Origin of the sequence: Sphingomonas sp. CCH9-E2, assembly GCF_001557215.1 — a bacterium.
Classification (GTDB): domain Bacteria; phylum Pseudomonadota; class Alphaproteobacteria; order Sphingomonadales; family Sphingomonadaceae; genus Sphingomonas.
The window spans coordinates 1-18,467 of the sequence record NZ_LSJM01000108.1 but is presented as its reverse complement, the minus strand read 5'-3'; the positions used below and the strand labels follow the sequence as shown (position 1 = coordinate 18,467).

At 65.1% G+C, this 18,467-nt stretch carries 16 protein-coding genes; 12 read left to right on the top strand and 4 right to left on the bottom strand.

Going from position 1 to position 18,467, the window contains the following annotated elements; all coding sequences use genetic code 11:
- The first annotated feature begins 47 nt into the window (after positions 1 to 47).
- Entirely contained in the window at positions 48 to 1,439 is a 1,392-nt protein-coding gene (locus AX681_RS05885) for a family 43 glycosylhydrolase (protein ID WP_066664788.1), read from the top strand.
- Here AX681_RS05885 and AX681_RS05880 read toward each other — a convergent pair.
- Genes AX681_RS05880 through AX681_RS05870 form a run of 3 tightly spaced genes read right to left on the bottom strand, consistent with a single transcriptional unit; the run spans position 1,436 to position 4,119 of the window.
- The gene (locus AX681_RS05880) at positions 1,436 to 2,500 is read right to left on the bottom strand and encodes a glycoside hydrolase family 43 protein (RefSeq protein WP_066664776.1); all 1,065 of its coding nucleotides are present in this window, start codon (positions 2,498 to 2,500) and stop codon (positions 1,436 to 1,438) included. The two genes, AX681_RS05885 and AX681_RS05880, sit on opposite strands and share 4 nt — an antisense overlap.
- Before the next feature lie 42 nt (positions 2,501 to 2,542).
- A complete protein-coding gene (locus tag AX681_RS05875) occupies positions 2,543 to 3,418 on the bottom strand; it encodes an SMP-30/gluconolactonase/LRE family protein (protein WP_066664773.1) in 876 nt (291 codons plus the stop codon).
- A gap of 29 nt (positions 3,419 to 3,447) precedes the next feature.
- Positions 3,448 to 4,119: a TetR/AcrR family transcriptional regulator gene (locus AX681_RS05870; protein ID WP_066664771.1), complete on the bottom strand. Its 672-nt coding sequence runs from the start codon at positions 4,117 to 4,119 to the stop codon at positions 3,448 to 3,450.
- Positions 4,120 to 4,201: 82 nt separating this feature from the next.
- Here AX681_RS05870 and AX681_RS05865 point away from each other — a divergent pair, with 82 nt between their 5' ends.
- From AX681_RS05865 to AX681_RS05845, 5 genes are all read left to right on the top strand, one after another.
- Positions 4,202 to 5,314, top strand: coding sequence for an LLM class flavin-dependent oxidoreductase (locus AX681_RS05865; protein WP_066664769.1), 1,113 nt, complete (start codon positions 4,202 to 4,204; stop codon positions 5,312 to 5,314).
- Positions 5,311 to 5,877, top strand: a complete 567-nt coding sequence (locus tag AX681_RS05860; protein ID WP_066664767.1) for an NADPH-dependent FMN reductase — start codon at positions 5,311 to 5,313, stop codon at positions 5,875 to 5,877. Before AX681_RS05865 ends, AX681_RS05860 begins: the two co-directional genes overlap by 4 nt.
- A gap of 84 nt (positions 5,878 to 5,961) precedes the next feature.
- Positions 5,962 to 8,313, top strand: coding sequence for a TonB-dependent receptor (locus tag AX681_RS05855; RefSeq protein ID WP_066664801.1), 2,352 nt, complete (start codon positions 5,962 to 5,964; stop codon positions 8,311 to 8,313).
- 121 nt (positions 8,314 to 8,434) lie between these two features.
- Positions 8,435 to 9,763 (top strand): MFS transporter, encoded by a 1,329-nt coding sequence (locus tag AX681_RS05850; RefSeq protein WP_066681934.1) that lies wholly within the window; start codon positions 8,435 to 8,437, stop codon positions 9,761 to 9,763.
- A gap of 25 nt (positions 9,764 to 9,788) precedes the next feature.
- On the top strand, positions 9,789 to 10,760 hold the full coding sequence (locus AX681_RS05845) for a ThuA domain-containing protein (RefSeq protein ID WP_066662995.1): 972 nt from the start codon (positions 9,789 to 9,791) through the stop codon (positions 10,758 to 10,760).
- A gap of 70 nt (positions 10,761 to 10,830) precedes the next feature.
- Here AX681_RS05845 and AX681_RS05840 read toward each other — a convergent pair whose 3' ends face one another.
- Complete coding sequence (locus AX681_RS05840) at positions 10,831 to 11,229, bottom strand: DoxX family protein (RefSeq protein ID WP_066662993.1); 399 nt, start codon at positions 11,227 to 11,229, stop codon at positions 10,831 to 10,833.
- A 143-nt stretch (positions 11,230 to 11,372) separates the two neighbouring features.
- Here AX681_RS05840 and AX681_RS05835 point away from each other — a divergent pair, with 143 nt between their 5' ends.
- The 6 genes from AX681_RS05835 to AX681_RS05810 form a co-directional block, all read left to right on the top strand.
- Positions 11,373 to 12,383 carry a sugar phosphate isomerase/epimerase family protein gene (locus AX681_RS05835; RefSeq protein ID WP_066662990.1) on the top strand — a complete coding sequence of 337 codons (1,011 nt, stop codon included), beginning with the start codon at positions 11,373 to 11,375 and terminating at the stop codon, positions 12,381 to 12,383.
- Between the two features lie 15 nt (positions 12,384 to 12,398).
- A complete protein-coding gene (locus tag AX681_RS05830; protein WP_066662987.1) occupies positions 12,399 to 12,791 on the top strand; it encodes a C-glycoside deglycosidase beta subunit domain-containing protein in 393 nt (130 codons plus the stop codon).
- Positions 12,792 to 12,872: 81 nt separating this feature from the next.
- The gene (locus tag AX681_RS05825) at positions 12,873 to 15,263 is read left to right on the top strand and encodes a glycoside hydrolase family 3 protein (RefSeq protein ID WP_066662984.1); all 2,391 of its coding nucleotides are present in this window, start codon (positions 12,873 to 12,875) and stop codon (positions 15,261 to 15,263) included.
- Positions 15,264 to 15,276: 13 nt separating this feature from the next.
- On the top strand, positions 15,277 to 16,389 hold the full coding sequence (locus AX681_RS05820; protein WP_066681931.1) for a Gfo/Idh/MocA family protein: 1,113 nt from the start codon (positions 15,277 to 15,279) through the stop codon (positions 16,387 to 16,389).
- Positions 16,390 to 16,399: 10 nt separating this feature from the next.
- A complete protein-coding gene (locus AX681_RS05815; protein ID WP_066656616.1) occupies positions 16,400 to 17,455 on the top strand; it encodes a sugar phosphate isomerase/epimerase family protein in 1,056 nt (351 codons plus the stop codon).
- On the top strand, positions 17,455 to 18,467 hold a 1,013-nt coding region (locus AX681_RS05810; protein ID WP_231734873.1), incomplete at its 3' end, for an MFS transporter. The genes AX681_RS05815 and AX681_RS05810, both read left to right, overlap by 1 nt.

Here is an 18,467-nt window from a genome sequence, read left to right as displayed (position 1 = left end):
AATGTGGTTTAGCGATTTCGAACAGCCTGTGGGATCCGTGACCGACCATGACCATCCAGTTCGAAGCCATCGCTGCGGCCCAAGCACCGCACAGCCAAATCACTGTCCGCCGCGGCGACGCCGAACGCACCTATCAACTCGCCTCGGGCGAGCACCCTGCCTATGTCGACTTCTTCAACCGGGTCGCCGATGACTTCGGTTCCCGCCGCCCGCATGTGCTGAGCGGTCCCGCGCCCAGCGATCTGCCCGCACCAGATTGGCAGCCACTACTGACCGAGAATGCCAGCCCACGAATCACTTGCGGTTATGGCGACCCCGCCGTGCTGAAGACCGATCAGGGTTACGTCCTTGTCGCGACCTCCAACGATGCGCCCGACGCCTTTCCGATCCTGCAGTCCGACGACCTACAGACGTGGACGCACAAAGGCTTTGTCTTCGCCGAAGGGGAGGCGCCGGAGTGGACCGCGCATGGTCGGCATGTGGGCGACTTCTGGGCGCCGGAAATGGCGCGGGTCGGCGACGAATATTGGCTGGTCTATACCGCGCGTCAGAAATCGAACGCGCTCGCCATCGGGCTGGCCAAGAGCGATAGCCCGTTTGGGCCCTGGCGCGATCTGGGTCATCCGCTGGTCACCGCGCATGCGGTCAACACGACCGGTATCGCTGCCGATCCCGCCCAGCCGGTGATGAGCGGCGGGGTGATCGATTCGCACATCTTCATCGACGACGATGGCGAGCGCTATCTGTTGTGGAAACGCGATACCAACGGCGTCTGGCCGCGGCCGCTCGCCGGACTGTTTCGCCAGCAGCCTGAGCTGATCGATCAGGTGTTTTCGACCGAAGCCGATCGCCGCACCGCCTCGCTCGCTGCCGCGCTCCAGCCTTGGGCGAACTCACAGCGGCCGATGGAACGCTTCTTCCTGATGCAGCCGCTGATCGAGGCGGTGCTCGACAATTGGCAGCAGGTGAAGGCGGCGCTGGCCGACATCCCGGAGGCTGAGGCGATCCTCGATGCGATGAGCACGCCGATCTATGCGCAGCGGCTGACCGAAACGGGCGAGCGGGTGGGTGAAGAGCATCTGGTGCTCACCAACGACCTCGACTGGGAGGGGCATCTGATCGAGGGACCGTGGGTCACCAAACAGCAGGGCCGCTACTGGATGTTCTATGCCGGCAACGACTTCGGAACGCCGGCCTATGGCATCGGCGTCGCGGTGGCCGACCATATTTTCGGTCCTTATGGCAAACAGGGCGATCCGTTGCTCAAGTCGACGACGACATGGTGGGCACCGGGCCATGCCTCGGTCGCACCGGGGCTGGACGGAGAACCTCAGCTGTTCTTCCACGCCTTCTTCCCGGGCACCGGTGGCTACAACGAATTCCGCGCGTTGCTGACGACCCGGCTGAGCTTTGGGCCTGACGGGGTGACGACCGGCTAAGGCAGGACTTCGGGTGCTGGTTGCGCGCCGGTCGATGGGCCGTCGCCCGCGATGCGCGGCCAGCCGTCCTGCCAGATGATCCGATCGAGGAGCATGATGCGGCGCGTGTTGATATCGTCGCCGGGCTTGGCGCGCGGGCGTTTTGCGTCGACCGCATGGTAGAGCATCCAGTGCTCGCCGCGCGCGTCGGCGATCACTGCATTATGGCCCGGTGCGACCCATTGGTCGCGCTGGGCGAGGATGACGCTGGCAGGCGCACCGGTCGCGTCGCGCAGCGTCTCGAACGGACCCGTCGCGCTGCGCGACCGCGCGACCATCACCGCGTAATGCGCCTTGGGACCGCAGCAATTGTCGCCTGAGTAGAAGAGATAATACCAGCCCTCGCGGCGCAGCACCCAGGCACCCTCGATCAGGCGCTGGTAGTTGGCGGGATCGTCAGTCTTGTCGACCTCGACCAGCGGAACCGCGACGCTACCGGGTGCGAACGAGATGCGGTCGGGGCCGAGTTCGCGCACCTTGATCGGGCCGAACCCCGAACCCCAATAGAGCAGCCGCTTGCCGGTTGCCGGATCGTCGAACGACATGGGATCAATGTTGACGAAGCCCTCACCGCATTCGAGCGGGCGGCCGCTGTCCGAGAACGGACCCTCCGGCCGGTCGGCGACCGCCACCGCGAGGCACAGGCCGCGCGTTGCGTCCTTCAGTGCGGCGTCGGGCTTGGCGGAATAATAGAGAAAATAGCGTCCGTCGTGCTGCGCGACATGCGGCGCCCAGAAATCCTGCGTCGCGCTCGCCCAGCCGGGCTTTTGCGGCAGCGCATCGCCGAGATGCACCCAGCGCACCAGATCGCGCGAGCGGGCGACCTGAATATTGTGCATCCGTCCCGCATCGCCACCCTGCGTCGCATAGACATAGTAATAGCCGTCCGGGGCAAAGATCGCCGCCGGGTCGGCGAACCCGCGGTCGAACACCGGATTGGCATAGGTCGCTGGCGTTTGGCGTGGGGCGATAGCGCAGCCTGAAAGGACCAGCAGCGCGGCGAGCAGAGGTTTGGTTCGCATTGCGCCGGTGTAGCGCGCCAGCTTCAGAGATGACAGCGGCGGCTAACCCGCAAAGCGTTGCGCGGGAAGGCCTTTGACGCCGGGATCGACCTCGAACAGGCAGCCGCCATGCGGCTCGTCGATCCCGTCGGCGGCGGAGGTGATGAACATCCGGTCGAACGAATCTCCGGCAAAGGTCATGCTGGTGATCTGGCTTGCCGGCACGTGGATGGCGCGCTCGACCTTGCCCTGCGGGTCGAACCGGCTGACCCGCGACCCGCCCCAATGCGCGACCCACAACCCGCCATCGGCATCGAAGGTCATGCCGTCGGGATGACCCCACTCCGACTCGAACTGCAGCCACAATTCGCGCGGTCCGAGCGTCGCGCCGTCGAGCGGGAAGCGGTAGATCTGGCCAAGGACGGTGTTGGTGTGGAACAGCCAACGTCCATCGGGGCTGATCGCAGGACCGTTGGCCACATGGTAGCCGTTATCCATTCGGGTGATCGATCGATCGGCTTCGATGCGGTAGAAGGATCCGGTCGGGACGTCGCACGTAACCGGCATGGTCCCGGCCCAGATCCGCCCGTCGCGATCAGCCTTGGCATCGTTCATCCGGTTGATCGCCGGTTCGTCGGCGGGAAGGTCGACCAGCGCTTCGATCGACACCGGCTCCGGGGATGCGGGGTCGAGCACCACGGCCTTCACCCCGCTGCGGAAACCCGCGACCAGGCCCGGCGCGTCGCGCCGCTCGATCACCCAGCCCACCATCTCGGGCATCACCCAGCTGTTCACCGCCCCGTCGGCGAGCGACAGGCGGTTGATCCGCTGTTCGATGATATCGACCCAGTAGACCGACCCATCACGCGCAGCGAGCGGCCCTTCGCCCAGTTGATCTCGGCGGTCCCGCGTAATGATGTGGACATTGTCTAGGTGCATTGGCCAACCCTCTGGCGGTGCGAGCGCAGTCAGCCTTCGTACTGAAGATAGGCCAGCGCCATGGTCGACAGCTCCGACTTGAGCGTGGCCCAGATCGCGTCATCGGCGGATTCGGCGGTGGAGCCGAGCCCGAATTGGCGGGCGGCGGTGGCGAACACGATGCGGAACACCGAATGGGCGGCGCGTTCGGGATCCTTCGACCGGATTTCGTCGCGGAACGTCAGGATCGCGCTGGCCGACAGATCGGCGGAACGCTGGGCGGTCTCACGCCCGGGGGCCGACACGGCGGGGTCGATCGACGCGCGCTGCATGATCGTGCGCAGCAGCTGCGAATGGGTCGACAGGAAGTTGCTGTATTCATCGACATAGCGCGGCAGAAAGTCGGCAAGCGAACTGCACTGGCTGAGGAGCCCGGCGATCATCTCGCCCTCTTTCTCCACAATCGACTGCAATTCCTCCGCGATCACGGCATGCAGCAGCCGGTCCTTGCTCTCGAACCGCAGATAGATCGAGCCGATCGATACCGCACCGCGCTCGCTCACGTCCTGAAGCGTGAAATCTTCGCTCCCGCGTTCGAGCATCAGCGCCTTGGTCGCATCGAGCATGCGGCGGAACGAGGCGAGGCTACGTCCCTGGCGGGGCTGGCGGCTCAGCGCGCTGGCGGCGAGCGTTTCGGTCAGAGACGGTGCAGCACTTGACATGCGACGCTTAGGGGATATCAAAATAGGAACGTCAATTCTAATTTAGATAACAGCGAAAATTCTGATTCGCGGGGGAGAGGTCATGCGGTTCTCGGTTTTTCTCAATGCTCGTTCGATGCGTCCCGAGGACGACCGCGCGCTGATGCACGATCTGGAGCGGCACGCCACGCTCGCCCGCGATCTGAATTTCGACGCGGTGTTCATGCCCGACCACCATTTCAACGGGTATATGCCGCTGGCGAGCGACAGCTTCATCTTTGCCGCCTATCTCGCGGCCAAGCTGCCCGAAATGCATTTCGGATTTTCGGTCGTATCGGTGCCACTGCACCACCCGGTGCGCTTCGTGGAGCGGATCAACCTGCTCGACCAGCTGACCGACGGCAAGCTGCTGGTCGGCGTCGGCAGCGGGACCACGCCGGAGGAAATGATCGGCTTTGGCGTCAACTATAAGGACGCTGGGGCGGTATCCGACCGCAATCTGGAGCTGGCCGAGCAACTCTGGGCCAAGCGCATGGAGGATCCGGCGATCGAGATCGAGAACGGGCCGCATCAGGGCCGGGTGCTGCAGCGGATCGCGCCGGCGGCCTATACGCCCGGCCATGCCCGCCTGATGCCCGTCGCGATGAAGGAAGCCAGTGCACGCCGTGCCGCCACGCATGGCTGGCCCGCCTTCATCCCGGCCTTTACGCCGCCCAAGATCGGCGGGACCGAGCCGTTCGTCCATGTGAAGAAATATTTCGACATCTATCGCGCGATGCTGGACGAGGCCGGCCATGACGCCGCGACGATCGCGGCGGCGCTCGACTGGACCACGCACACCTATCAGGCGGTGCATGTCGCGGAGACCGACGAACAGGCGCGCGACGAACTCATGGTGATCCTGCGGTCCTATCAAGATGCGATCGATCGCGAGGCGGAGTTCAACGCCCGCGCCGAATCGGACGATGCCAACCGCAAGACCGACCGCACGCCCAATGCGCTGACCGATGACTGGATCGGCACCTGGTGCCTCTATGGCTCGCCCGAGACGGTGATCGAGCATCTCAAACCCTATGAGCAGCTGGGCATCGGCAACATCCTGTGCGGCACCCTGACCGGGCCGCTGACCGAAGAGCGGATGCGGCTCGGCAACCAGACGCTCGACCTGTTGTCGCGCAAGGTGATGCCGGCATTCGGCGGCGGTCGTCGCGCATGATGCATGTCGTCGGAATCGGCGGCACATTGCGGGAGGGGTCGTCGAGTGAGCGGCTGGTGCGGGCGACGCTCGACCGCTGCGTCGCACGCGGGGCCACGGCACAGATGTTCGATGGTCCGTTCCTGGCGCAGCTGCCGCATTATGACCCCGCCGCGCCGATCCGCTGTCAGGCGGAGCGCGAACTGGTCGACGCGGTGCGCGCCGCCGATGCGCTGGTGATCGCATCACCGGGTTATCACGGTGGTATTTCCGGGTTGGTGAAAAATGCGATCGATCTGCTTGAAGAGCTGGCGCGGGATGCACGGCCCTATTTCGACGGGCGTCCGGTCGGGCTGATCGTGTCGGCGGCGGGGTGGCAGGCGACGGGCGTCACGCTCTCCGCTCTGCGCGGCGTGGTGCACGCCATGCGCGGCTGGCCAACGCCGCTGGGCATTGCGGTCAACTCGGTCGAGCAGCGTCCGTTCGATGCGTCCGGAGCGCTGACCGACCCGGCGATCGCGGCGCAGATCGACATGCTTGCCCACCAGCTGGTGGCGCCGGTGGGAGCACTCGCCCCCGCTTGACTCGGGTTTCAAATGAATTAGAATACCAGTTCTATTTAATTCCAGATGCGGGATAACCCGCGCTGATGTGAGGGAGGGGATATGATGCGTAAGCTCATGTTGAAGTCGTGCCTGTTTGCCGGAACCGCCTTGATCGCAGGGTCGCCTGCGCTGGCGCAGACGACGCAGGTCTCGGAAGATGAGATCGTCGTTACCGCGCAGAACCGGGTCGAGAATGTCCAGGACGTTCCGATCGCCATTCAGGTCGTCTCGGGTGATACGCTGGAGAAGGCGGGCATCTCGGACTTCAGCGGGATCCAGCAGGTCGCCCCTGCGGTGCAGATCGTTCAGGACACCAATCTGACGCGCGTGACCGTCCGTGGCGTCGGCACCAACGATAACGCCGAAACGCAGGATACTTCGATCGCGGTCAATATCGACGGCGAGTATATCAACCGTCCCACGGTCCTGAACGCCGGTCTGTTCGACCTGTCGCGTGTCGAAGTGCTGCGCGGGCCGCAGGGGACGCTGTACGGCCGTAACGCCACCGGCGGCGCGATCAACTTCATCACGCGCAAGCCAGGCAAGGATCTGGGCTTCAACCTGACCGCCTCCTACGGCAATTTCGATCATGTGCTGGTTCAGGGCGGGATCGATCTGCCATTCGGCGATATCGGCGGCATTCGTGTTGCCGGTACCTATTCGAAGCGCGATGGGTATTTCTCGCATCCCAACCTCTCCGTCCGGACGGGCGATGACTATACCCGGGGTGGCCGCATCAGCCTGGTGCTTCGTCCCACCGATGCGCTCACGATCGATGCGGCAGTAGAGCATGTCGCGGCAGATCGGAATCTGGCGGCGCAGGCTTATGCCAATTTCAATTCGGGCCCCGGCTTTAACGCAGCGTACGCACCGGGCGCGACGTGCAACCAGAATGGCTTCGTGCGGGTGGGTGCCGATACCCGCCTGGTCGTCTGCATTCCGCAGAACACCAACGTGCTTGCTGGGATCGATCGCGGCAACTACCTCGCACCGGCGCGGAGCCCGAGCGTTCAGGAGCAGCGGACGACGGCAGTGCGCGGGCGCGTTTCCTATGATTTCGGCGGTGCTACCCTGACCTATACGGGCGGGTATCGCACGACGGACGAGAGCTTCGACGCCGCGCTGGCCCCGGCCTACACCTTCAAGAACTTCGCCAATGACGTGGACACGCAGAGCCACGAACTGCGCATCAATGGCGGCAAGGCCGGCGGTATCCAGTGGCAGGCCGGCGCGTTCCACTTCAAGGAAGAGCTGGATATCGAGCGCGGCCTGTTCAACGGCCCGCCGTACCTGCCGGCATTCCTGCTGGGCGCCAATGGCGGCTACATCAACTATTTCGACCGTCAGGTGAGCAGCTCGAGCTGGGCCGTGTTCGCCCAGACCGATATCCCGATCACCGAGACGCTGACCGCAGTTGTCGGCGCGCGGTACACCTGGGACGATCGCAGCGCGGTGTTCAACGTCTATGGCAGCGGCATCGCCAACCCCGCGTCGCCCCTGAACAACACCGGCCCGGTTCGGATCACGGCGGCACCGCTGTCGGTGCAGCGGCCGAGCGCGAGTGCGGAGAAGTTCACCTGGCTGGCCGGGCTCAACTACCAGCCCGACGCCGACACGTTGGTCTATGCCAAGGTTTCCACCGGCTTCAAGGCTGGCGGGTTCGACTCGGTGGGTTCGTACGCGCCGGAGAGCAACACCGCTTATGAAGCCGGGATCAAGCGCGGCTTTGGCGGGTCGAACTTCATCAACCTGTCGGGCTTCTATTACGACTACAAGGACCTGCAGGCATCGGTGCTGCTCGACAACTCGATCGGTGGCCAGGTGTTCAACGCCGGCAAGGCGCGGATCTGGGGCATCGAGCTCGACGCATCGTTCAAGGTGCTTGAGAATGGCCGATTCACCGCCAGCGTGAACTATCTCGACTCGAAGTATCAGGACTTCCTGGCTTCGTACGCAGTGTTCTGCGCCTCTTCGACCCTGCCCAGCGGCTGCGTCACCGGCCTTGGCGATATCGACAGCAACGCAACGGCCGCGCCGATCGTGCAGCCCAACCTTGCAGGCAATCGCCCGCCGCAGTCGCCGCGTTGGGTGCTCGCTGCAGGCTATGAGCACCGCTTCGATCTGGGCGGCTCCGGGAGCATCACGCCGAGTGTCTCCTCGCGCTACAAGAGCTCGTACTTCGTCGACATCTTCAACTATAACGACTCGCGCCAGAAGGCGTTTTTCCAGACCGATGCGAGCATCGAATGGCGCTCCGCCAACGACAAGTTCGGGGTTCAGGCTTTCGTCCGCAATCTCGAAGACAATCAGCCGCTGACCTATGCGGGCTTCACCGCTGCGGGCAACGACGACATCTATGTCTGGCAGTTCGGCACGCCGCGTACCTACGGCGTCCGCCTTAGCCTCGATTTCTGATGCAACCCCCTTGGGGCGGTCGGCAACGGCCGCCCCATTTTTCTTTGAGGACCGGTTGTGGAGCTTTCCCCTTCTGGCGAACGGATCTTCGCCGACTTGCATAATCTGACGGTGTCCTCCCTTGGCGCCTGAGGCACAGCACGGCGCCGCGCGCCTCTCGCTCGCCGAGCGGCTGAGCTATGGTGCAGGCGATTTCGGGTTCAGTCTCGCCTACAACATGGCGGGTGCGTTCCTGCTCTTCTACTACACCAATGTCGCGATGCTGCCCGCCGCAGCGGTGGGGACGATCTTCCTTGCCGCGCGGCTGCTCGATGCGGTCATCGACATTTTTGTCGGCATCGCCGTCGACAAGACGCGGACGCGCTGGGGGCGGACGCGACCCTATTTCCTGTTCACCGCCATTCCCTATGCGCTGGTATTCATCCTCGTCTTCACCGTGCCCGACTGGTCGGAGAATGCGAAGCTGATCTATGCGTTCCTGACCTTCAAGGCGCTCGGCATCCTGATGTCCCTGGGGTCGATCCCCTACACCGCGCTGATGCCGATGATGACGACCGATACCGGCGAGCGGCTGAAGCTCGGCGGGATGCGGTCGATCGGCACCTCGATCTCGGTGATCCTCGGGACCGCCGCGACGATGCCGTTGGTCGGCCTGTTCGGCGGCGGCGATCAGCAGCGCGGCTTTCTCGCCACCGCGATCCTGTTCGCCGGGCTGTCGCTGATCGCGCTGTTCCTGCTCTTCCGCAACTGCCAGGAACGGTACGAAGACCAGGCCTCACCCAGCTTCGCGGTGCTGCCCGCGATCGGCGAGATGGTGCGCAACCGCGCCTGGCTGGTGTGTTTTGGCTTCACCTTGCTCTATTTCGTGCGGTTCGGGACGATGATCTCGCTCACCGCCTTTTTCGCAATCGAGGTGCTCGGGCATCCCTGGATGATCTCGATCCTGCTGCCCGCGATCTCGGGCACGTTGCTGATCGCCGCATTCATCGCGCCGCCGATCCTCGCGCGCACCGGCATCCGCAAGGGGTGCTTTGCCGCCTGCCTGATCGCGGTCGCGCTGTTCCTGCTGCTGCCACTGACCGAGGCGAGCCCGCCGGCGTTCCTGGCGCTCTACATCGCCGCGTCGGTCGTCACATCGGTCACCATCACCGGTATCTTCACCATGGCGGCGGAGACGGTCGATTTTCACGAGGCGCGCTTCGGCACGCGCAATGAAGGGTTGTTGTCGGCCGGAATCAGCCTGGCGACCAAGGTCGGCATGGCGGTCGGATCGGCCGCGATCGCCTATTCGCTGGGCGCGGCGGGCTATGTCCCGACCGCCGTCAGCGACACCGCGCGGGAGACGATCCGCTGGTCCTATTATGGCTGGCCGGTCGTGCTGCTCGCGCTGCAGGCGCTGGTCGTGCTGGCCTGGCCGATGGAGCGGGCGACGCGGCCTGCCACCGCCTGATCCACATTCCGGGGAGATTGATCCAATGCGCATGATGCCGTTGCTGCTCGCGACCAGCCTGTTCGCTGCCGCCGCGTCGGCACAGACCGTGCCGGTCGCCGACATCCCGGTGACGGTCGACAATGTGCCCTACGCTCCGCCCGAGACGGTGCAGCGGGTCGCGACGCCCGCCAATCCAAAGGACGCGCGGCTCAAGGTGCTGATCATCAGCGGCCAAAACAGCTATGAGCATGACTGGACCGGGGTGAACAACCGGCTGCGCACCCAGCTCAAGGACACCGGACGCTTCGACGTCCGCGTGACAGAGGATTTCGACGACGGCACGCTGGCGATGCTCAAGAAATATGACGTCGTCATCCTCAACTATTCCAGCCGCTGGAACTATGGCGACAAGGACCAGCATGTCTGGTCCGACGGCGCATTCAAGGCGCTTTACACCTATGTTGCCGAGGGCGGCGGGCTGGTCGCCTATCACTCGTCCTTCACCTGGGGGCGGGAAATCCCCGAATATCGGCGGCTGCTCGGGGCGGTGATGGTGCCCGGGGTCAGTCGGCGCTCGCCGCCGGACGCGTTCAGCATTGAACTGGTCGATCGCGAGCATCCGATCACCAAGGGGCTGCGTCGCTATCACTGGAACTTCATGGAGGACAAATACACCAACATGGTGTTCGATCCTGCCGCGAAGGTGCACGTGCTGGCGACGGCGATCGACGATCCGGCCGACTATGCCCCCGAGCGCGCCGGGCCCAAATATGATCCCAAGGCTTACTCGCCCGAAAACCTCGCCAAGATGCAGAATATGGGCAAGCCCAATCCGCAGATCTGGGTGCAGGATTATGGCAAGGGGCGGGTCTTCTCGATCACGCTGGGCCACGGACCGGACACGATCCAGTATGACGGCTTCAAGACGCTGTTCGCGCGCGGGACCGAATGGGCGGCGACGGGCAAGGTGACGATCAAGCCGTATGACAAGGCCGCGGGCTTTCCCGGCGACTGACGCCCACCATGTTCCAAAGGGGGAAGCGGGCGGACGATGATCCGCCCGCTTTTTCGTCAGTGGCGGAACCCTATCTGTTCGGTGGTTGAACGTCATGTGTGCGCGCCGCGAGGATGATCAGCACCCCCAGCCCTGCCAGCAGCGCGTTCTGGGGCAGCGCGCCAATCTCTCCGCGCGCGATATGGACCAGCGCGGCGCAGCCCTGATTGGCGATGGCGTAAAGCGCGACGCCCGTCGCGACCCGGGTCCGCGCGGGCAGGAGCGCGCCGAAGAGCAACAGCAGCACTGCGGCGAGCAGTTCGCTCAACCCGACCGCGCGCCCCAGCCAGTCGGGCAGGGCGGTGGTCCAGGCATGATGCTGCTCGAGCACCGCGCGCGGTGCGAAGCTTTTGAAATAGCCGAAAAAGCCGAACGCGGCGGCGAGCAACAGTGCCGCAATGCGCGCAACGATCCGAACTGCGGACGCCATGCCGATCGATCCCCTCTCACTTTCGGACTTGACCCGTCCAGCTCTTTATAGAATGAGGGTTCTAATTCGCAGGCTCGGTCCATGCAAGCGCCGCGCTGGAGAAAGAAGCGGCCACGCCGCGCGAAAAAATAGCGAGAGGGTCTATGGGTACGATCAAGCGGGGCGTGAGCCTCTACAGCTATCAGAACGAGACGTTTCAGGGCAAAATGACCCTGGAGGATTGTATCCGGACCAGCGCCGAATTTGGCGCGAACGGGATCGAGATCATCGGCGAGCAGAGCTTCTGGGGCTGGCCCGAGGTCGGCGTCGAGGATGCCGCGATCGAGAACTGGCACCGGCTGATCGCCAAATATGACTGCGTGCCGGTCAGTCACGACTTCATGCTCGATTACAAACGCTACAAGGGCCGCGAAATGCCGTTCGACGAGCAGGTCGCGAGCGTGCGCAAGGACATTGATTTCGGTGCGCGGCTGGGGATGAAATATATCCGCGCGCTGGTGTCGATCGCGCCCGAAGTGCTGGTCGCCGCCGCACCCTATGCCGAGGAAAAGGGCATCAAGATCCTGATCGAAGTGCATGCCCCGCTGCACTTCGATCATCCGTGGATCATCCGCCACGCCGAAGCCTTTGAAAAGAGCGGTTCCGATGCGCTCGGCTTCCTGCCCGACATGGGCATGTTCCTGCACGCCTATCCGCCGGTGATGGTGGAGAAGTTCAAGCGGCTGGGCGTCCCCGCCCACATCGCCGACTATATCGTCAAGGCGTATGAGGACCGGATGCTGAGCGAATACATCATCCTGAATGTCCAGCAGATGGGCGGCGTCGGCCCGTCGATCGCGATGGCGGAAGTGACGCGCCACAATTCGGCGTTCGAGCCCAAGCGGATGCTCGATTACATGGGGCGCATCCACAACATCCACGGCAAATTCTACCAAATGGATGCCGATTATGTCGAACCGTCGATCCCCTATGACAAGATCGTCGCGGTGCTGAAGCAGGGTGGCTATGACGGCTATATCTGCTCCGAATATGAAGGAAATCGCTGGATCGAGGACGCCGAGGAACCCGACAGCGTCGAGCAGGTGCGCCGCCAGCAGGTGATGCTTGCGCAGCTCATCGGCGAGCCGGTCCCGGCCGCTCTGGCTGCTGCATAAGGGAGGATCGGCACCATGATGGACAACAAGATGATCTGCACCGAGGTCTTCGAGAATGTGATCGAAGACGGTGCGGCGGTGGGCTTCGCCTTTCTCGGCCGGCTGCCCTATTATCGCGGGCTTGGCCTGTCGATGGTCGAGGATATCCAGGTCAGCGTGGATGGCGAGCAGATCGCGCGTAAGGATGTGCGCTTCTCGGTCCGGGGCAAGACCTACACGCTCGACGAGATGGAAACCGTGTATGACGACCGCTGGAACTTCGGCGAAAAGGCGCGGATCATCGCGCTGAAGCCGGGCGGCCTTGCGCCGGGCAAACACCGGATCGAGTTCGCGGTGCGGATGCGGGTGTCGTACCTGCCGTTCGTCCCGACGACCAAGGACACCAAGGAACTGGCGCTCGCCGCCTGACCCCCAAAACGGGCGGCGCGGGTGATCGCACCCCGTCGCCTGACTGCCGCGCGTTCGCGCACGGCGCAACGGATTGCATCCATGACAGATCTGACACTCGACCAGGCCGCTTCGCTGACTGCTGGCGGGGCCATGTGGTCGTCGGTGGCGATCCCCCAGGCGGGGATTCCAAGCTTCACGATGAGCGACGGCCCAATGGGCATCGCCAGCGGCAAGGTGGACGAGCGCGACATCGCGCGCCTGTCGCCCTGCGCCACCGCGCTGGGGGCGAGCTGGGACGTCGATCTGACGCGGCGCATCGGCACGTTGGTCGGGCAGGAAGCGGTCGGGCGCGGCGTCGATGCGGTGCTCGCCCCCAACATCAATCTGGCACGCAGCCCGCTGGCCGGGCGCGCATTCGAGTATTTCTCCGAAGACCCGCTGCTCGCCGGCATTCTCGGGGCGAGCTGGATTGCTGGGCTGCAATCGACCGGCACCGCGTCGGTGGCCAAGCACCTTGTTTGCAACGACAGCGAGACCGACCGCGACACCGTCGATGTCCGCGTCGACGAGCGGACCTTGCGCGAAATCTATCTGCTGCCGTTCGAATTCGCGGCGGAGGCCGGGTGCGCTGGCATGCTCGCCGCCTATAACCGCGTCAACGGGCTGCACTGCGCCGAGCAGCATCATGTCCTGACCACCGTGGTCAAGAGCGATTGGGGCTATCGTGGCGCGATCATGAGCGACTGGTTCGGGACGCATTCGACCGAGCCGACGCTGAATGCCGGACTCGATCTGGAAATGCCGGGCCCTGCGCGGTTCCTGGGCCAGAAGGCTGCGACGGCGGTCGCTTCCGGCAAGGTCGCGCGCGCGCGGATCGACGATGCGGCGACCCGGGTCGCCGACCTTGCACGCCGCGCGACGGGCACGAAACAGTCGCCGCTGAGCGACGCCGAGATCGACGCGCTGCTGGTCGAGGCGGCGGCGGCGGGCTTCGTCCTGCTGCGCAATGAAGGCGATCTGCTGCCGCTTTCGCCCGAGGCGATCGGCACGCTGGCGGTGATCGGCCCCAATGCGGCCGCACCCTGTTTCCAGGGCGGCACCTTCGCCAAGATTTCGGTCTCGCCCGATCTGGCCTCGCCGGTCGATACGATCCGCCAACGCTTTGGCAGCGCGCGCGAGATTCTGTTCGAGCCGGGCGTCGATCCTGCGCCGCGCCTCCCCGGTATGCCGGTGCGCCCCGCGCGCGATCTGGGCGATGGCGCGACGCGCGGCATGACGGTCGAGTATTTCGAGAGCCGCGATTGCAGCGGTACCCCGCTGTCGCGCGAGACGCGCGATACCAATTCGCTGGTATGGTTCGTCGGCGTGCACGAACAGGCGCGCTTCGCTGTCGGCGGTTCGATCCGGGCGAGCGGCGTGTTCACGCCCGCACGCGACGGGGTCCACCGCTTCCATCTCGGTGCCACCGGCGTCTCGCGCATGCGCGTCGACGGGGAAGAGATCGTCGCGACGACCGAATGCCCGCCGGGTGACGTGATGGGCGTGCTCAAGGCCGGGGATTCGGCGATCGCTGAACTTGCGCTGACTGCAGGCACGCCGGTGGAGGTGGTGGTCGAGTTCAGCTTCGACCCCGCGCGCGTTCACGGCCTGTGGTATGGCATCCGCGCACCGGGCAGCCGCGAAGAACTGCTCGCTGCCGCCGAAGCCGCCGCGCGCCGCGCCGATGCGGTGGTGCTGATGGTGGGCGAAACGTCCGACTCCAGCGTGGAGAGTAAGGACCGGCCCGACACCAAGCTTGCTGCCGATCAGATCGAGCTGATCGAGCGCGTGACGGCGGCCAATCCGCGTACCGTGATCGTCGCCAATGTCGGGCATGCGTTCGACACCGCGTGGGAGGATCGCGCCGCTGCGCTGATCAGCGCCTGGTATCCGGGCGAAGGCTTTGCCGAGGCAATCGCGCAGGTACTCGCCGGCGATCGCGAACCAGGCGGGCGGATGCCGGTGGTGATCGCGCGCGATGAGGGCCACTATCCCGGCTATGCGCTGAAACCCGATGCCGATGGGCAATTGCCGTATCGCGACGGGGTCCGCTTCGGCCATCGCGGCATCATCGCCGCCGGGTTGCGCGCACGGCACACGCTGGGTGCAGGCATGGGCTATGCGCGGTTCGCGTGGAGCGATGCGGCGGTCGAGGATGGCGCCATTGTCGTCACCGTGCGCAACATCGCCGAGCGCGCCGGGAGCGATGTCGTCCAGCTGTATCGCGATACGCCGGAGGTTGCGCTGGTCGGTTTTGCCAAGGTGATGCTGCAACCGGGCGAGGCGCAACGCGTGCGTATTCCGCTGGTTCGGCGACGGTTCCAGCGCTGGGGCGAGGGCGGATGGGGCGACATCGCCGATACCGTCCCTGTTCGCGTCGCGCGGACAGCCGAAGACGCCGGGTTGACGCTGAGCGTGGACGTCGCATCATTGGCCGATAACGGTCTGTGACGGGAGAGGGCGCATGCGGCTGAGGATGGGGATGATCGGCGGCGGACCGGGTGCCTTTATCGGGCCGATCCACCGCATCGCGGCTGAACTGGATCGCGAGATCGAGCTGGTCGCGGGCGTGTTCAGCAGCGATCCCGATCGCTCGCGCGCCGCCGCAGCGGATTACCGCATCGACCCCGAACGCGCCTATCCCGATCTCGCCACGATGTTCGCAGGCGAAGCGGCGCGCGGCGACGGGATCGATTTCGTGTCGATCGTGAGCCCCAACCACCACCATCTGCCTGCTGCCCGCGCCGCGCTCGCCGCCGGGGTGGCGGTGATGAGCGACAAGCCGATGACCGCGTCGCTGGCGGAAGCGCGCGAGCTTGCCGATCTCGTCGCACAGGCCGGGCGGCCCTATGCGCTGACCTATACCTATTCGGGCTATCCGCTGGTGCGGGAAGCCCGCGCGCGGGTTGCTGCGGGCGCGATCGGCACCGTGCGTAAGGTGGTGGTCGAATATCCGCAGGGCTGGCTCGCCGGTCCCGCCGAGGGCAAACAGGCCGAATGGCGCGTCGATCCGGCGCGGTCGGGCGCAGGCGGATGCATCGGCGATATCGGGGTTCACGCCTTTCAGCTGGCCGAGTTCATCACCGGACTGCGCGTCACGCGGCTGCTTGCCGATCTGGCGGCGGTCGTGCCGGGCCGTGCGCTCGACGATGACTGCTCGATCCTGCTGCGCTTCGACAATGGCGCGCGCGGGGTGCTGCTTGCGTCGCAGATCGAGGTGGGTGAGCTCAATGGGCTGCGCATCCGCGTCTATGGCGACAAGGGCGGGCTGGTGTGGCGGCAGGAGACGCCGAACGAATTGACGCTGCATAGCATCGATGGGCGGACCGAGATCGTCCGTGCCGGGGATGCGTCGCTCGGATCCGACGCGCGCGCGCGCAGCCGTACCCCGGGCGGGCATCCCGAGGGGTATCTGGAAGCCTTCGCCAATCTGTACCGCGACTTCGCGGCGCAGTTGCGTGGCGAGCCCGCGCCGTTCCTACCCGACGCGGCCGAGGGGTTGCGCGGGATGGCGTTTATCGAGACCGCCGTGACCGCCAGCCGCGACAACGCCGGTTGGGTTGATCTGACGATTTGAGGAGAGCGCGATGAAGACGTTGAAGGGACCGGGCATCTTCCTCGCCCAATTTGCGGGCGATGCGGCGCCGTTCAATTCGCTCGACAGCATCGCGGCCTGGGTCGCCGCGCTCGGGTACAAGGGCATCCAGGTTCCGAGCTGGGACAAGCGTCTGTTCGACCTCGACCGCGCGGCCGAGAGCCAGGATTATTGCGACGAGGTGGCGGGCATCGCCGCGTCGCACGGCCTCGCCATTACCGAGCTGTCGACGCATCTTCAGGGCCAGTTGGTCGCCGTCCACCCCGCCTATGACGCGCAGTTCGACGGCTTTGCGGCCGAGCATGTGCGCGGCAATCCGACGGCGCGGCAAGAATGGGCAGTGGATCAGGTGAAGAAGGCCGCGACCGCGAGCCGCCGCCTCGGCCTCACCGCACATGCCAGCTTCTCCGGCGCGCTCGCCTGGCCCTATGTCTATCCCTGGCCGCAGCGCCCGGCCGGTCTGGTCGAGGATGCGTTCGACGAACTGGCGCGCCGGTGGAAGCCGATCCTCGACCATTTCGACCATGAAGGCGTCGATATCGGATACGAAATCCACCCGGGCGAGGATCTGCACGACGGCGTGACGTTCGAGATGTTCCTTGAGCGCGTGGGCAACCATCCGCGCGCCAACATCCTCTACGACCCTAGCCATTTCGTGCTGCAGCAGCTCGATTATCTTGCGTTTATCGACATTTACCACGAGCGCATCAAATGCTTCCACGTCAAGGATGCCGAATTCCGGCCGACCGGGCGGGCAGGGGTCTATGGCGGCTATCAGAGCTGGGTCGACCGTCCGGGCCGCTTCCGCTCGCTCGGCGACGGGCAGGTCGATTTCGGCGGCATCTTCTCCAAGATGGCGGCGAATGACTTCGATGGCTGGGCCGTGCTCGAATGGGAATGCGCGCTCAAGCATCCCGAACAGGGTGCAGCCGAAGGCGCGCCGTTCATCGACCGCCATATCATCCGCGTCACCGAACATGCGTTTGACGACTTCGCCGCTGGCGGGGCCGATCGCGCGCTGAACAAGCGCATCATGGGGATCAGCTGATGGCGGCGGCCGAGCGCGCGGGGACCTTGCCGCCGCTCGGCTGGCCGACCCGCTTCGCCTTCATGGCATGCGCCATGCCGGAGCTGATCAAGAGCTTCGCGTGGGACGCGTTCGTCCTGTTCTTCTATGCCCAGGTGGTCGGGCTCGACGGCATGTTGCTGGGCGCGGCGTTGGCGATCATCCTCGTCTTCGATGCGGTCGCCGATCCCTATATCGGCGCGCTGTCCGACCGGATGGACCGCGCCCCGCTAGGCCGTCGCCATACGCTGATGGCCGCCGCGGTGGTGCCGTTCGCGGTGGGCATTGCGATGGTGTTCCGCGTCCCAGCAGGCATGGAGCAATGGCAGATCTTTGCATGGCTGCTCGGCTTCGGGCTGCTTGCACGGGTCGGCATCTCGTTCTGGACCGTGCCGGCCTATGCGATGGGCGGGGAGCTGACCCGTGAGACCGGCGAGCGCAACATCGTCGCGGTCATGCGCAACATGGGCAATCAGCTCGCGATCCTGACCGTCCCCTACGTCGCTTTCGCCTGGTTCTTCGTCCCCGGCGGCGGGTATAGCAAGCCGCAGCTCAATCCCGCTCCCTATCCCGATTTCGGTCTGTTCATCGCCATCTGTGGTGCGGGTCTGATGGTCATCGGCCTGCTCGGCACGCGCGCGCGGATGCGGGCAGTGGAGCAGCTGGACCAGAGCGTGGCGAGCGAAGCACCCGAAACATTGCCGCAGCTGTTCCGGCGGTTGATCGCGGCGATCCGCACTACGCCCAATGTCGGGCTGTTGCTGCTCGTCGCCCTGCTGGTGCTGTTCACCAATTCGGTGGTGAACCAGCTGACGCTGCATCTCGCCACTTATTTCTGGCAGCTCGACGGCAGCTGGACGCCGCGCCTGCTGATCGCCGGGGTGATCGGATCGCTCGTCGCCATGTTCCTCGCGCCCGCCTGGATGAAACTGGTGGGAACGCGCACGGCGATGATCTCGGGCCTGGCGGTGTTCTTCGTGCTGCAGGCGGGGGC

Coding starts and splice junctions, on each gene's coding strand:
- AX681_RS05885 (WP_066664788.1), top strand. CDS start 48: ATGACCATCCAGTTCGAAGCCATCGCTGCGGCCCAAGCACCGCACAGC.
- AX681_RS05880 (WP_066664776.1), bottom strand. CDS start 2,500: ATGCGAACCAAACCTCTGCTCGCCGCGCTGCTGGTCCTTTCAGGCTGC.
- AX681_RS05875 (WP_066664773.1), bottom strand. CDS start 3,418: ATGCACCTAGACAATGTCCACATCATTACGCGGGACCGCCGAGATCAA.
- AX681_RS05870 (WP_066664771.1), bottom strand. CDS start 4,119: ATGTCAAGTGCTGCACCGTCTCTGACCGAAACGCTCGCCGCCAGCGCG.
- AX681_RS05865 (WP_066664769.1), top strand. CDS start 4,202: ATGCGGTTCTCGGTTTTTCTCAATGCTCGTTCGATGCGTCCCGAGGAC.
- AX681_RS05860 (WP_066664767.1), top strand. CDS start 5,311: ATGATGCATGTCGTCGGAATCGGCGGCACATTGCGGGAGGGGTCGTCG.
- AX681_RS05855 (WP_066664801.1), top strand. CDS start 5,962: ATGCGTAAGCTCATGTTGAAGTCGTGCCTGTTTGCCGGAACCGCCTTG.
- AX681_RS05845 (WP_066662995.1), top strand. CDS start 9,789: ATGCGCATGATGCCGTTGCTGCTCGCGACCAGCCTGTTCGCTGCCGCC.
- AX681_RS05840 (WP_066662993.1), bottom strand. CDS start 11,229: ATGGCGTCCGCAGTTCGGATCGTTGCGCGCATTGCGGCACTGTTGCTC.
- AX681_RS05835 (WP_066662990.1), top strand. CDS start 11,373: ATGGGTACGATCAAGCGGGGCGTGAGCCTCTACAGCTATCAGAACGAG.
- AX681_RS05830 (WP_066662987.1), top strand. CDS start 12,399: ATGATGGACAACAAGATGATCTGCACCGAGGTCTTCGAGAATGTGATC.
- AX681_RS05825 (WP_066662984.1), top strand. CDS start 12,873: ATGACAGATCTGACACTCGACCAGGCCGCTTCGCTGACTGCTGGCGGG.
- AX681_RS05820 (WP_066681931.1), top strand. CDS start 15,277: ATGCGGCTGAGGATGGGGATGATCGGCGGCGGACCGGGTGCCTTTATC.
- AX681_RS05815 (WP_066656616.1), top strand. CDS start 16,400: ATGAAGACGTTGAAGGGACCGGGCATCTTCCTCGCCCAATTTGCGGGC.